This is a genomic window from Rhodococcus cercidiphylli (assembly GCF_033042225.1).
Classification (GTDB): domain Bacteria; phylum Actinomycetota; class Actinomycetes; order Mycobacteriales; family Mycobacteriaceae; genus Rhodococcoides.
Genome location: NZ_JAWLKE010000005.1, coordinates 506297 through 520753 on the forward strand (window position 1 = coordinate 506297; position 14457 = coordinate 520753).

Consider the following 14457-nt stretch of genomic DNA (forward strand, 5'->3'; position numbering starts at 1 on the left):
ATCCTCCAAACGAGAAAATGACAGACGGGCCGTAGCCAGTCTGTCATCTCTCGCCACAGGAACGATTCAGCGTCAGCGGCCGGAGAACTCCTGATGAATCCACTCACCGGTCTGCTGCCAGTGCCGATCCCACGCTTCCTGCTCGAGCTGTTCGGGCGACTTGCCCGGCTCCGGAACGGGAACAGGAACGGTGAACTGCGGAGGGGCCACCTCGGTCGGCGACGGCAGAGGTCCCGGCTGCGGGGCCGCCACAGCCTGACGTGGCGGATCCTGCGTCGCCCACGTCTGAGATGTCGGTGCAGGCTCGACAATTGTCGATGGGTCCGCCGCCGGGGGAATCGTCTCGGGCGGCGGCGCAATCGCCGGCACCGGCGCAACCACGACCGCACCCGGATCGGACGTCATCGGATCCACCTGCCTGGCTGCCCCCGCCAGATCCGCACCGGCATCGCGTCGATCGGCTACCTGCTCGGCGGTCGTCTCGGATTCACCCGGCAACGTCGCAGCGACCGCGACACCAGCGGAGAGCACACCGGCCAGCAGCACTGCGGCGAGCACGAGTTTGCGCCCTGAGCCTCCCGACCGGGCCGGATTCGCGTCGACAACCGACAGCACTGCGGGTGCAGGCAGCGGCGCTGCCGCCCTGTCGTTCACCACCGCGGGGGTCGCCTCGGGCCCGGAGTCGGCAATCTCGGCGTCGGCCTGGTCGGACTCATCGGCTGCTACGACCTCGGCGGCCGCGACCGGCTCCGAGTTCTCGGTCGCCTCCTGCGCAGCGGCAACCACAGCCGGCTCGTCCTGATATGCCAGCAGCGCAGCTCCTCGGGCTGCGACCTGATCCACGTCACCGACGCGCACCACGGGGACACCGAGTCCGAGCGACAGGATGTCGACCAGGTCTCGATTACTCGAAGAATCACCGAAGAGGGCCACGAACTCGGGCTTCTTGCCGGACTGATCCACCACTTCCCACGCCAGTGGGATGGTGCTGCCGATGCGCTCGGGCGACATCGAGTCCAGCGTCGCAGTCTTCACCGGGGTGATCGAGGCATCTGCGGCATCGGCGAGCGAGATGGAAACGCCCGCGTCGCCCATGTAGTACAGCAGGACGGTCTTCGCGTCGGCGAAGTCCTTCGACGTGGCGAGCCAGCCGAGGAACGATTCGGATGCGGACGACAGGACTGCGGGATCGTCGCCGAGAGCGGCTGCGAACTCGGCGCGCTCGTCCTCGGTTCGGTACACCACGCCCACTGCGTCCACGCTTGCATGAAGCTCTGCCGCCTCGGCGAGCATCGTCTCGATCGCTGTCGTAAGAACCGAGGCCGCATCGGGATCGAGCGGGGTAGTCCGATCGGCGAGTATCTCGCCGGACGTCGGCTCGACAAGAATTGTCTGCATCGAGCCAGATTCGATCGCTATACCAATAGTTGCCATGGCAGTCTCCCTGTGCTCAGGGTGGAGGCGCCCGACCATGAACGTCATCCAGCGGATCCGAACGACGATCACCCTGCACGGAATTTGATTCTGTTACCTGAACCATACCTGTCGACGGTTAAATTGGTCCGAATCGGCCTTGGAGTTTGTCACAGTATGAGGAACCAGCAGTTGTCGTCGACCCCAGGTTTCTTCGATACCTCCAGCTGAAACACGCGTGTCCGACCCAGAACCGAAACCGGTGGGAGTGACCTACCGGACCGTTGTGGATAACGAGCACCCGCGCCGGATAGCCTGACCGGGTGGAATCCTCTGCTCGTGCCCAGTCCTCGCGCCGTCTCGACGCCGCGCTCGAGTCGACGGCACAGACACAGGAACTGATGCCACGACGACGACCCACCCAGGAACGCAGCCAACGGAAGTTCGACGCACTGCTGCAGGCCTCACGCGAGTTGCTCAGCGATGTGGGATTCGAGTCGTTCACCTGCGAGGAAGTCGCGTCGCGCGCCGAACTCCCGATCGGCACGCTGTACCAGTTCTTCGCCAACAAGTACGTCATCGTCTGCGAGCTCAACCGCCAGGACCTCGTGGGGGTCCAACAGGAACTCGCCGAGTTCGACGGCGAAGTCCCGTCCCTGGACTGGGTGCGGTTCCTGAACAACTTCGTCGACCACATGGCCGGAATGTGGATGACCGATCCGTCGCGACGCGAAGTGTGGCTCGCCATGCAATCGACACCGTCGACGCGCGCAACCGGGGTGATTCACGAGCGGGAGTTCGCCGAGCAGGTCTCGCGCATGCTCGGACCGCTCACTCCGCGCACGCCTCGGCATCGCCGCAACCTCATGGCTCAGGTGTTGGTGCACATCGTCTACTCGATGCTCAACTTCTCCGTCCAGGACGGCCAGAGCCACGAGGACGCCGTCGCCGAGCTCAAACGCATCATGATGGCGTATCTGCTCGTCGCCGAGAAGGAGAGCAGGCGTTCCGGCGGCTCGACGAACGAGAGCGAACCAGCCTGAGCAAACCGAGCCCGCGCAGACGAAAGGCCCGCCCGATCACGTGGATCGGACGGGCCTGACTCGTTCTCGGAGCGAATTCACTCCTCCAGAATCGCCACCGCAGCGGCGATGTCGCCGTCATGTGTCAGCGACAGATGAATCTTCACCGTCGGCAGGAACTCCTGTGCCATCCCGTGCAACTTGATGGACGGCCGACCCCACGCATCATTGACGACCTCGATCAACGGATACGGGTTGTCACCGATCTGCGGCGGGCGCGCGAATCGCGATGTCGCCCAGGCCTTCAGCACCGCTTCCTTGGCGGCCCACCGAGCCGCGTAGTGGCGGGTCGGGTCGGAACTCTTCGTTGCGGCATGACGCCGCTCGCCCGCGGTGAAGCTGTCGCGGATCATCGTCGTGCCGACCTTCTCCATCTGCTCGGCGAAGTCGGACACCGTCACCAGGTCGAAACCCACTCCCAGGATCGCCATCAGATGGCACCCGGCAGACCGGAGGAGTAGACATCGTCCGCGCCGAGGCGAGCGGACTCGTTGAGCAACACGTTTGCCTCCAGTTCGCGTGACGCCTTGGCCGGCGTCCCGTCATGTCCGAGCCGTCGATCGTCCGGCCGCTCGTAGAGGGAGTCTCCTCCCACCATCGCGGAGATCAGCCTGCGCTGACCGGCGATGCGGCGCTCGTTCGCCTTCGCGATGTACTGCGCACGTCGGTCCGCCGGAACGGCCTCGAGGAACGCCTGCGGGTGCACCAGAGCGATGAGTCCGGACACGTGGCCGAATCCGAGCGAGGTGAGCAGACCTGCCTTGAGCGGCACCGAGTCGCCGAAGCGCAGCGGCTCCCGTGCCCACACCAGATGCTCGAAGCCGGTCATCTTGTCGTCGACGCAGTCGAGGCTACGGTTCGGCGGAATGACGCCGTTGGCGAGCACCTGGCACAGGCCGATCAGCTGCCAGGCAGCCGCTCCACCCTTCGAGTGTCCGGTGAGGCTCTTCTGCGAGACGACGAACAGCGGAGCGCCGTCCGAACGTCCGATGGCCTTGGCGAGGCGAGTGTGCAGTTCCGCCTCGTTCGGGTCGTTGGCTGCGGTGGAGGTGTCGTGCTTGGAGATCACGGCCACGTCGTCTGCACTGACGCCCAGTGCGTTCAGCGAGAGCGCGAGCGCCGAATCCTTGCCTCCGCGACCGGCACTGAGCGCGCCGAGTCCCGGAGCCGGGATGGACGTGTGCACTCCGTCGCCGTACGACTGTGCGTAGGCCACCACTCCGAGGACCGGCAGTCCCATCTCGAGTGCCAGGTCTCCGCGAGCGAGCAGAATCGTTCCGCCGCCGTGGGATTCGACGAATCCACCGCGCCTGCGGTCGTTGGCCCGCGAGAACCGTCGATCGCTGATGCCCTTGGCGGTCATCGCTGCCGAGTCCGCGGTGGCCGACATGTCACCGAAGCCGATGATGCCCTCGGTGCTCAGGTCGTCGAAGCCGCCGGCGACCACGAGTTGCGCCTTGCCCAGCTTGATCTTGTCGACGCCTTCTTCGACCGAGACCGCCGCGGTGGCACAGGCGGCGACGGGGTGAACCATCGCGCCGTAGCTACCGATGTACGACTGAACCACGTGCGCAGCAACGACGTTCGGCAGAGCTTCCTGCAGGATGTCGTTCGCACGAGCGTCGCCGAGCAAGGTGTCGATGTACAGCGAGCGCATCGATTCCATGCCGCCCATGCCGGTGCCCTGCGTGTTGGCGACCAGCGTGGGGTGCACCCAGCGCATCAGTTCCGACGGGTTGAAGCCCGAGGAGATGAACGCGTCGACCGTGGTGACGATGTTCCACAGTGCGACTCGGTCGACCGAGCTGGCCATATCGGGCGAGATGCCCCACTTGGTGGGATCGAATCCGGTGGGAATCTGTCCACCCACGGTGCGGGTGAGCTTCATCTTGCGCGGAACGCGAATCTCGGTGCCCGCCTTGCGGGTGACCTGCCAGTCGCTCGAATCCGGAACCGGTGTGATGAGCGTGTGCTCGGGGTCCGCTGCTGCGAACGACCGGGCGTCGATCTCGGTTCCGACCACGAACGTGAGGTCGTTGTCGAGGAAGATCGAGGTCATCAGCGGGGCGGTGTTGCCGACCATCGCGCCGTCGTCGCCGTAGGTACGGATACCGCACTTCTCGACCACGATGTCGTGGTACTTGTCGGCGATGTCCTCCTCCGGCACCAGGTCACCGGACTCGATGTCGTACCAACCCGGCTTGGGGTCGTTCTCCCAGGCGATGAGGCCGGTGTTCCATGCGAGTTCGAGAACGCCTGCGGCAGAGAGCTGCTCGTCGACCTCCATCTCGAAGCGGGTACGTGCCGAACCGTACGGTCCGAGCTCGCCTGCACCGACGATGACGACCAGATCCTTCGGGTCGACGTCCAGTGTCGGCCAGGCCAGAGCCGTGGTCGACGTCGACAGCCGTGGCGGTGCGGGCAGCGCCGCGATGACCGAGTTGTCCTCTGCCTCTTCGGTCTTCTCGGCAGCGGCCGCAGCTGCATCCCGAGCGAGCTCGACGAGGTTGAGCTTGGTGTTGGCCAAGCCGCCCGTGAGATCGACGACGATCGGCTCCTGCGCAGCCTGACGGCGAGCGGTAGGTGTGCACAGTTCGAGCAGTTCGGTCGCCATCTCGTCGGTGGACCAGGTGCGAACGCCTTCGGCCTCGACGGCCTCGACGATGGGATCGTTGCCACCCATCAGGCCGGTGCCGCGCACCCACCCGATGTGAGCGTGGGCGATGGACACCCGCTCGGCCCAGTTCTTCTCCGAGCCCCACTTGGCGACGACTGCGTCGAGTGCGGCCTTCGATTCGCCGTAGGCACCGTCGCCACCGAACATTCCGCGGTTCGGCGATCCCGGCAGCACCACGTGTAGGTGAGTGTCGATGTCGGTGTCGTAACCGACCTTCGACAGTCCGGTGATCAGACGCTCGACCGACCAGAGCAGCACGCGCATTTCCATCTCGGCGCGAGCTCCGGCGTCGGACATCTCGCCCATGACCCGAGGCGCCGCGAACGGGAACAGCATCGTCGGAGTCGTTGCGGCCTTGACGAGAGTCTTTGCGCCACCGGCAGTATCGATGTAGTCGCTGCCGATCCACTCGATGAGTGCATCGACGTCGGTGTACGACGCGATGTTGGCCGGAACCACCCAGAGCGACGCTCCGCTCCGTGCGCTGTCGCGGTAGAGGCTGCGGTAGAAGCCGAGTCGCTCGTCGTCGAGCCTGGAGGTGGTGACGAAGACCGTCGCTCCCCCGGCCAGCAGCTTGGCCGTCACCGCAGCTGCGATGGAGCCCTTGCTGCCGCCGGTGACCACTGCGACCTCGTCGGCCCATGGGCCCTTGTCCTCGGATGCGACCGCGATGTCCGCGATGCGTCCGAAGGTTTCGGCCAGCACTGCCTTGTTCTCGTAGTCGGCCTTGGCCTTCCACCACTGTGCCTGAGCTGCAACGGCATTGCCGGCACCGGCGAAGGACTCGACGGCGACGTCGCCTGCGGTACCGAGCCACAACCGGGCCAGGTCCTCACGGGCGGTGGCCCAGCGGTCGTCGATCAGGACGGCGCGCTTGGCGTCGAACGCCGGCGCGACGAGGCGAGGCCAGTCGGATCCCAACTCGGCCGAGACCAGCTCGACCAGAGCGGCGTCGGGATCCTCGGCCAGCAGTGCGTTGGGCGCATCGGCCAGTCCGAGCTGTTCGAGCACCAACCGGGCTGCGGAGGCGAGGACGCCGTCGCGGCCGGTGATGTGCTCGGTGAACTCACCGAGAGCAGCAGCGTCGACGGTTCCGCCGGCTCCGCCCCCTGCCTGCGGCATCGAGACTGCGACGCCGCGGCGTGCGGCCACCGCGGCCACGGCCGCGTCGATGACGTTGTCGACTGCGTTGCCGTCGGTGAGAGCGCCGTCGGCCAGGCCACCGAGTGCGCCACCACGAACCGAGGCACCGTCACGGGTACCGAGGGCGACCTCGGCGGTGACGTGGTGCGCCCAGCCGTCGCCCAGTTCCCAGGTCTTCTTGACGCGATCGGCGATCGAGGCCGGGCGTCGACCCGAGGGGCCGAAGACCTTGCGGAGATGGTCGTTGATGGAGTCGCTGAGCACCGGACCGAACGGCTTGTACGTACGAGCCAGCTTGTTCACCGTGCCCGAGAGCGCACCCATGTCGGCATCGGCTGCACCGTCGATGGCACCGAGCGAGAGCTCGGAACCGAGGTCGACGAGCAGCTGATTACGACGCGAGGACACACCGTCGCACAGAGCCTCGATGGTGTCGGCAGGCCCGATCTGATCGAGCTGCAGCTTGGTCCACAGACCGATGAGGATCTTGGTCGCATCGGCGGCGACGAACGCGATGTCGTCCGGACGAGGTCCGCCGGACGGTGCTGATGCCGGAGCGGGTGCTGCGGCCGGAGCTGCAGCTGCCGCCGGAGCAGCGGTTTCCACGGGTGTCGACTCTTCCTCGTCGGCCGGAGCCGGGTCGGTGTCGGTGCCGTAGATGATCGCAGCCTCGCGCTCGAGGTTGAGTACCTCGACCGGGTGGCCGAAGCGGCCCGGCAGCTTGAGGGTCTGCGACGCGAGGTTGGCCACGGTCGGGGTTGCCCCCAGGCCGATCTCGACGAAGCGCTCGACGCCCATGCCGCCGTCGGACTCGTCTGCGAACAGCAGGTCCTGGGTTTCGATCCAGCGCACCGGGCTGGCGAACTGCCATGCCAGCAGCTCGGTCAGGATCACCCGGCACAGAGCGCTCGGCCGTGCTGCCCACGAATCGAACTCTGCGAGAACGGTGTTCAGCGGCTCGGACGGAACCAGATCGGCGATCTCCTGAACGAACTCGCGCTCGAGCGAGAACGGCTTGGGCACCAGGTTGGGGATGTAGCGCCCCACCAGGATCGCCGGATCGATCTGCTCGGGGAGCAGCGTCTCGAGGCGGTTGCGGAAGTCGTCGACTCCGCCGCGCAGCACCGTGGAGTGGAACGGCACGTCGATGCCGGGAACCATGATGTAGGCGGCCTTGCCACCGAACTCGGCTCGGCGGATCGCGATCTTCTTCTCCAGCTCGCCGAGGCCGGCAACCGTGCCTGCGATGGCGTACTGCGAACCGCGCAGGTTGAGGTTGACGATCTCGAGGAACTCACCGGATTCTTCTGCGACACCGGCGACGAAGCCCTGCACGTCCTGATCGGCCAGACCGATCTGCGACGGGCGGATCGCTGCCATGCGGTAGTCGCTGCGGCCGCTGGCATCACGCGGAACCAGCGCGTGCATGGCCGAACCACGCTGGAAGACGACCTCGAGGACGGCTTCGAGCGGGAGCACACCGGCAACGGCTGCGAGAGCGTTGTACTCACCGACGGAGTGGCCCGCGAGAATCGAGTTCTCCACGAACGCACCGGATTCACGCAGTTCGGCAACCTGTGCGACGCCGAGAACGGCCATCGCAACCTGGGTGAACTGCGTCAGGTGCAGCACACCGTCGGGGTGCTTGTGGGTGACGCCGCGCGCCTTGAGCGACGTCGGGTTGTCACGCACGACAGCGAGAATGGAGAAGCCCAGCGCGCTGCGGGTGTGCTTGTCGGCACGCTCCCACACCTCACGTGCGGCCTTCGAGCGAGACCGAGCGTCCAGGCCCATGCCCGCGCGCTGGATGCCCTGGCCGGGGAACGCGTAGACGGTCTTCGGCGGTGCGGTGCGAGCGGTGGCGACCATGACCAGTTCGCCTGCGACACGGCAGGAGACCTCGATCAGTTCGGCACCCTGGTCGAATCCGGTGCGGTCGACGCGAACATCGATCTCCGCTCCGGGTCGAACCATGCCGAGGAAGCGCGCGGTCCATGCGGTGAGGCGACGCGGCGGAGTCTTGGTGTCCGAGTGGTCGACTGCGGTCACCGTCTGCTGTGCAGCGGCCGAGAGCCACATGCCGTGCACGATCGGGCTGCCGAGACCGGCGAGCAGCGCCGCGGCGTCCGAGGTGTGGATGGGGTTGTGATCGCCCGAGACCTGAGCGAACGCGGCCATGTTGCGCGGGGCCACGATGGTTGCCTGACGGCGGCGACGACGCGGGGTGTCCTTGGCGTCGGCGCTCACCGAGCCGCCGGCGCGGGCCGGATCGGTCAGCTCACCCTTGCCGGTGCGTCCGCGAATGGCGAAGCGCTCCACGAGAGTTGCGACGGCGGGAGCGTCGAGCCCCTCGCCGAGCATGGCACCGATCTCGACGGTGACCTCGACGACGCGGCCGAGGTCGGTGTCGAGCACCTCTCCGGCCGCAGCCTTGACCACGAGAATCGAGGTGTCGGTGGGCAATTCGCCGACCAGGTTGACGCTGTGGTCGAGGTGCACCAGGTCGAGCATGCCTTCGATGACGTCGATGCCCTCGGCGTTGCGGGTGGCACCCAGGACGGCGAAGACGGCGGGCCAGCAGGCACCGACCAGAACGTCGGGAACGGCCTTGCCGCTGACGGTCAGCGAGTCCGGCAGGCCGGAGCCGGTGACGCCTGCGTGATCGGCGATCAGATCGGGGATCCATGCGATGTTCAGCCGGGCGACGCCGCCCTTGACGGCCGGAAGGTCCTGGCCTGCAGCAACTCCGAGCAGAGCCGACATGGCCTGCTGTGCGTCCTGCGCGGTGACGACGGGAGCGCCGCCGTCGATCGTGGAGGCCGGAACCGTCAGGCGGATACGTACTTCCTTGCCCGGGGCGAGCGGAACCAGCAGCTCCACGTGCTCGGAATCGAGCACGGTCAGCGTCGAGCCGGTCTGCGGGTGCGCCGCGACCGTCTCGGACTCCACGGTCCAGTCGGCCGGATCACCCAGGCGTGCAACGGGGTTCTGCGTCATCCGCGACGCCCAGGTGACGTCGGGAGCAGCCAGCACGATGCCGAGCAGTCCGGGTGCGATCTCGGCGTGGCGACGGCTCGCGATGGCCGTGGGCTCGACGCCCTCGGCGAGAAGCTGATCCGCGGTGGCCTTCTCGAAGCGATCGAGCAGCTCGCCCACGGGCTCGTCGACGCGAGTGATGCCCGCGACGGCGACGGTACCGGGGATGATGCAGACCTGATCGGCCGAGTAGCGAGCGTCGTGTGCCTGCCACAGCGAGTCACTGCGCCACCAGCGGCGCACGTCGCCGTCGACGACGGGGACGAAGTTGACCGGCTTGCCGGGCATGCGGCACAGCGAGGTGAAGAAGGTGATGTCGGCCGGGTGCAGAACCACGTCGGCGGCGTCCGGGAACTGTGCGAGCAGCGACTTCAGAGCTGCACGCGGGCGTTCGAGAACCTCGGCATCGGCGAACAAGGTGGGGATGGGTCCGCGATCGACGGGGTGCAGCCGAGCCTCGGCGCGCTGCAGCATCTCCAGGAAGCGGGTACGCCAGGTGACATCGAGCCACACCGACTCGCGTGCCTCGGACACGGCATCGGTGAACTCGCCGCCGCAATCGAAGTCGCTGCGCGAGTCGGTTCCGATGGCCAGATCGAGGTAGCGAACGAGCCACTGCTGGTACGTCATCTCGGCGACGTCACCGAAGAAGGGCTTGGCGGTGCCGTCTAGTGCGGCGATGATCTCGTCGCGACGCTCGGCCACGGCGTCGGCGTTGCCTGCGACCTCGTCGAGCAGTCGGCCGCACCGCGATGCCGCATTGTCGATCTCGTGGATGTCGGCACCGAGCTGGCTACGGCCCGAGGCCATTCCGCCGTTCGCGGTACCGGCACCGACCCAGTCGGGGGTTCCGGGTGTGTCGACCAGAAGCTGCTTGACCTCGGGAGCCGTCGTGGCCTCCAGGGTTGCCATCGCTGCAGTGCCGACGAGGATGCCGTCGAGCGGCATCTTCGGGTAGCCGTGCACAGCCGACCAGGTTCCGGTGAGGTACTCCGCTGCCCGCTCGGGTGTGCCGATGCCGCCGCCGACACAGACGACGAGGTTGGGCCGTGACCGCAGCTCCGCGTAGGTGGTCAGCAGCAGGTCGTCGAGGTCCTCCCACGAGTGGTGTCCGCCTGCGCGGCCACCCTCGATGTGGACGTTGACCTGGTACGAGGGAACCTCGTTGGCGATACGGATGACGGCGCGAATCTGCGCGACGGTGCCGGGCTTGAACGAGACGTAGCTGATGCCGGCCTCGGACAACTCTTCGATGAGGGCCACTGCCTCTTCGAGTTCCGGGATGCCTGCGGTGACGACGACGCCGTCGATGGCCGCACCCGCTGCGCGAGCGCGCTGCACGATGCGGCGTCCGCCGAGCTGCAGCTTCCACAGGTACGGATCGAGGAAGAGCGAGTTGAACTGGATCGCGCGGCCGGGCTCGAGAAGTGTGGAGAGCTCGGCGACACGATCGGTGAAGATGTCCTCGGTGACCTGGCCGCCACCGGCGAGCTCGGCCCAGTGGCCTGCATTGGCAGCTGCGGCAACGATTTTGGCGTCGACCGTCGTAGGCGTCATGCCGGCGAGCAGGATCGGCGAACGTCCGGTCATCTTGGTGAACGAGGTCTCGACGACGACGCGGCCGTCGGGCAACGTGACCGGAGTGGGAGCGTAGGCGGACCATGCGGGCTGGACCTCGGGAGCAGCTCCCGGAGTGAGCAGGTTGCGGTGGCCACCGCGCGAGGACGCGGCGATGATGCCAACGCCCTGTCCACGCAACGCCGGAGTGGTCATGCGGGTGAGCAGGTCGCCCGGACCGAGATCGAGAATCCAGTCGGCACCGGCGTCGACGACACCGTCGATGGCGTCGACCCAATCCACGGAGTCGACGAGGATCTTCTGTGCGAGCTCACGTGCGAGGTCGACGTCGAGCCCACAACGCTGCGCCCAGGCGCTGACGAGTTCGACGGCATCTGCCAGGGCGGGGTGATGGAAGCCGATCTCGACGGGAAGCTGCTCGAAGACCGGGGCGAACACGGCACCGCCACGCTTCTTGGCGTCGCGGTCACGCTCTTCCTCGGCAGCGATCTGCTCGCACTTCTCCTGCACGCGAGCCAGCTGGGCCGGCGGTCCCGAGAGTACGACGCGACGACGGCCGTTGCGGATGGCCAGAGCTGCGGATCGCTCCGGCGCTCCGTCGATCGCAAGTTCGGCGATGATCGCCTGCAGTCGTGCGGGTTCGACGTTGGCAACCGAGACCATCGGCGCGCGGTCTCCGGCACCGATGATGCCGCGGCGGCGCCCGACGAGACCTGCGGCTGCACCCACGAGCTGGGCGATAGCCAGGAAGTTCGCATCCTGTGCGCCATCGGCTGCGACGGACTCGGCGGCGATGAGACCCTGCGAGTGTCCGACGACCTTGACGGGCGGGGTCTGGGCCGGATCGAGCCCCTGCAACTTCAACGCACGCAGTGCTGCGACCTGGGTGAGAAACACTCCGGGAAGCGAGACGGCAGCGGAGGTCAGTGCCGCCTCGGACGGTCCGTACGAGCCGACGGTGTCGTCGTCGGCGAGGTCCTGTTCGAGCATCCAGCCGATCGGGTCGAAGCCGACCGAGCGCACGACCAGCAGCTCGTCTGCCACGGGCGCGAGAGTGACTGCTGCCTCGTTGACGAGATCGGTCAGTTCGGGTTCGAGCGCGGAGTCGCGAGCCAATTCCTCGAGGGAGCTGAGCCACGGTGCGCCCTGGCCGCCGAAGGCCAACGCGTACGGCTCGCCCGCGGCGAAACGATCTGCCAGAGTCCGAGAGCCGCCATTGCTTCTAGGGGATTTGTCTGCGTTGCCGGTGCTTCGCGAGCCTCGTCCGTGTGATGGTGTGCTCTCGTTGATCGTCAAGGCTGAAGATTCCTCTCGTGGACGCCTCGGGTGGTCGGGGCGTTCGCTGTGATGACTGCCCCATGGCGTCGTGGGCTACAGGGTCGAAGCGGTGAGCCGGTCTTCGTCGACAGGTCTCCTCCGCGCTGCTCAAGGTTGACACAAAATCATGAGGAAATCCTCAGGTTTGCTCGGACGTCCGAGTGCTACCAGCGAGTACGTCACTCGAAGCGGCTTTACCTTTTGTTTACCCGACTCGTCGGTAACCCGTATCCACGCTGGCGAGAGCGTCGAGCGGGACGCCAGAACATGAGGAAAGCCTCGCATTTTTCGTTATCTTTTCGTGATGTGATCTCGAGCACAGATGAGCAGCTCCCAACCTTGTCGGTGCGGTCCTCTACCTTGTGCGAACGAGCCGCTCGCCGGGAGAGCGGTCGACGAAATCCGGGGGGAATTCATGTATTCATCGGTAACGGATATCTGCACCGAGGACGAGCTCGAAGCGATGCTTCTGCACATCGAATCGCATGCGCCGCAATCCCGTTCGCCACACTGGACACCGGGGTGGCGGGGCGAGAGCGAGGTGGCGTTGCTGGATGCGATCTTCTCGGCGCGCGCTCCCTACGGCGGCCCTTCGAGCGGGGTCCGTGCGGTGGTCCAGCGATGGCGATCGCATCGCGGCGATAACCGACTCGACGACTTGACAACCCTCGCCGAACTGACCAACAGTCTGGATCTACTCGTGGAGATTCTCTCCAACCGTCAACTGGTTCCGGGAAACAGTCGAACCAAGGGTGCTGCCGCTGCCGTGGCTGCTCGGACGTTGATCTCGGTGGGCCTGAGTCGTTCGAGCGACTTCGTGCAGCACACCGAGCACCAATTCGAGGCGTTCTGCGCGATTCCCGGGCTCGGCGAGACCACCTGGGAGTGCATGCTCATGCATCTGGGAGTGCGCACCGACAAGGCGACCGAACATCTGAACTCGTTCGTCACCGACGCGCTCGAACCGCTCCACCAGAACCTGTCCGTCGGCATTGCCGAGGATCGCGCGTCCGTGATCCTTGCAACGACCGCGGACGCACTGAGCACCGAACTCGCCTCACTCGAGCACGCAATCTGGCGATATCAACACAAGTTACGTAGGCCGAAGAAGCGTCACTCCGAGGCGGCACTTCGACCGACGGGCTGACTTCGCGAGATCATCGCCTCCACACCGTCGAGAATGCACTCCAACCCGAACCGGTAGGCGTGCACGGGGTCGCTGGCGGCGTCGTACGACGTCGCCGCGGCCGTCCCGACCCGAGACGACACCGGAAAGCGCTCGCGGTCCATCACCCGTTCGAGGATCGGCGCGGTAGCCGCCCACCACTGGGCGTCGGACATGCCCGACTGCTCCTTGACACGGGCCACGCCGGCAAGGGCTCGCGCGGTACCGGAGACGTGAGTGAGAACCAGAGTGAGAACGGAGTCGATCTCGACGTCGCCCAGGCCGATGCCTTCGAGAGGGCGCAACTCGGCCTCGTACTTGTCGTTGATGTGCGGACCGAGCACGGGCCGTGCCCCCTCCGCCTCGAGAAGCCACGAATGTTGTTGATACAGAGACCAATTGCGCTCGGCAACGAAGCGCATCGCGGGACGCCATCCGCCGGCGACGGAGGCCGGCTCGTCGACGTGCGAGTAGAGACCTGCAAGCGCTCGATCGATCATCAGATCGGCCAGCTCCTCCCGGCCCGGCACATGTGTGTACAGCGACATCGCGCCGACACCGAGATGCTGTGCCACGTTCCGCATCGACACCGACTCCAGACCGGTCGCATCGGCCAGTTCGATGGCGGCATCGACGATCGCATCTACGCTCAGTCCGGTCCGACTCGGCTTGGCACCGACTCGCCACAGAAGCCCGAGTGTCCGGGCCGGGTCGAAGGGGATGTCCTTTTTCGATGCCACTCGGCGAGTGTAGCGACACCGTACGGTGTACACCGCATGACGTGTGCCCACCGATTGTCCAGATGCCTACCTGTACAGGTGAGCATCCGAACAATTCGTGGGCACACAGTCGAGCAGACCGCGCCACTGACAACAACCATCCAGGTTGTAGACTTCACCGGCACGCGCGAGTGGCGGAATTGGCAGACGCGCTGGATTTAGGTTCCAGTGTCTCAGGACGTGGGGGTTCAAGTCCCCCCTCGCGCACCACGGTCGTTCGGCCCGGCTTTTCTCGAGACTTCTGCAAGTTCCGACGTGTGAAGGCGG

The 14457-nt window shown here is 66.3% G+C and carries 6 protein-coding genes and 1 tRNA gene; 3 read left to right on the forward strand and 4 right to left on the reverse strand.

The features are described 5' to 3' along the window. Positions 1 to 72: 72 nt before the first annotated feature. Positions 73 to 1398 carry a hypothetical protein gene (locus R3P95_RS15600; protein WP_317548752.1) on the reverse strand — a complete coding sequence of 442 codons (1326 nt, stop codon included), beginning with the start codon at positions 1396 to 1398 and terminating at the stop codon, positions 73 to 75. Between the two features lie 416 nt (positions 1399 to 1814). Here R3P95_RS15600 and R3P95_RS15605 point away from each other — a divergent pair, with 416 nt between their 5' ends. Then, positions 1815 to 2456: a TetR/AcrR family transcriptional regulator gene (locus tag R3P95_RS15605; RefSeq protein WP_149406378.1), complete on the forward strand. Its 642-nt coding sequence runs from the start codon at positions 1815 to 1817 to the stop codon at positions 2454 to 2456. A 77-nt stretch (positions 2457 to 2533) separates the two neighbouring features. On the opposite strand, the gene acpS is transcribed toward R3P95_RS15605, so the two are convergent. Both acpS and R3P95_RS15615 read right to left on the reverse strand, forming a co-directional pair. After that, positions 2534 to 2926 (reverse strand): holo-ACP synthase AcpS, encoded by a 393-nt coding sequence (gene acpS, locus R3P95_RS15610; RefSeq protein WP_008715184.1) that lies wholly within the window; start codon positions 2924 to 2926, stop codon positions 2534 to 2536. After that, a complete protein-coding gene (locus tag R3P95_RS15615) occupies positions 2926 to 12225 on the reverse strand; it encodes a polyketide synthase (protein WP_317548753.1) in 9300 nt (3099 codons plus the stop codon). Before R3P95_RS15615 ends, acpS begins: the two co-directional genes overlap by 1 nt. A gap of 436 nt (positions 12226 to 12661) precedes the next feature. Between R3P95_RS15615 and R3P95_RS15620 the strand changes: the two genes are divergently transcribed. Next, entirely contained in the window at positions 12662 to 13393 is a 732-nt protein-coding gene (locus R3P95_RS15620; RefSeq protein ID WP_317548754.1) for a hypothetical protein, read from the forward strand. On the opposite strand, the gene R3P95_RS15625 is transcribed toward R3P95_RS15620, so the two are convergent. Then, the gene (locus tag R3P95_RS15625; protein ID WP_317548755.1) at positions 13360 to 14151 is read right to left on the reverse strand and encodes a TetR/AcrR family transcriptional regulator; all 792 of its coding nucleotides are present in this window, start codon (positions 14149 to 14151) and stop codon (positions 13360 to 13362) included. The genes R3P95_RS15620 and R3P95_RS15625 overlap by 34 nt on opposite strands. Positions 14152 to 14315: 164 nt before the next feature. Between R3P95_RS15625 and R3P95_RS15630 the strand changes: the two genes are divergently transcribed. After that, positions 14316 to 14400: transfer RNA gene (locus tag R3P95_RS15630), tRNA-Leu, on the forward strand. Positions 14401 to 14457 lie beyond the last annotated feature (57 nt).

Coding starts and splice junctions, on each gene's coding strand:
- R3P95_RS15600 (WP_317548752.1), bottom strand. CDS start 1,398: ATGCAGACAATTCTTGTCGAGCCGACGTCCGGCGAGATACTCGCCGAT.
- R3P95_RS15605 (WP_149406378.1), top strand. CDS start 1,815: ATGCCACGACGACGACCCACCCAGGAACGCAGCCAACGGAAGTTCGAC.
- acpS (WP_008715184.1), bottom strand. CDS start 2,926: ATGGCGATCCTGGGAGTGGGTTTCGACCTGGTGACGGTGTCCGACTTC.
- R3P95_RS15620 (WP_317548754.1), top strand. CDS start 12,662: ATGTATTCATCGGTAACGGATATCTGCACCGAGGACGAGCTCGAAGCG.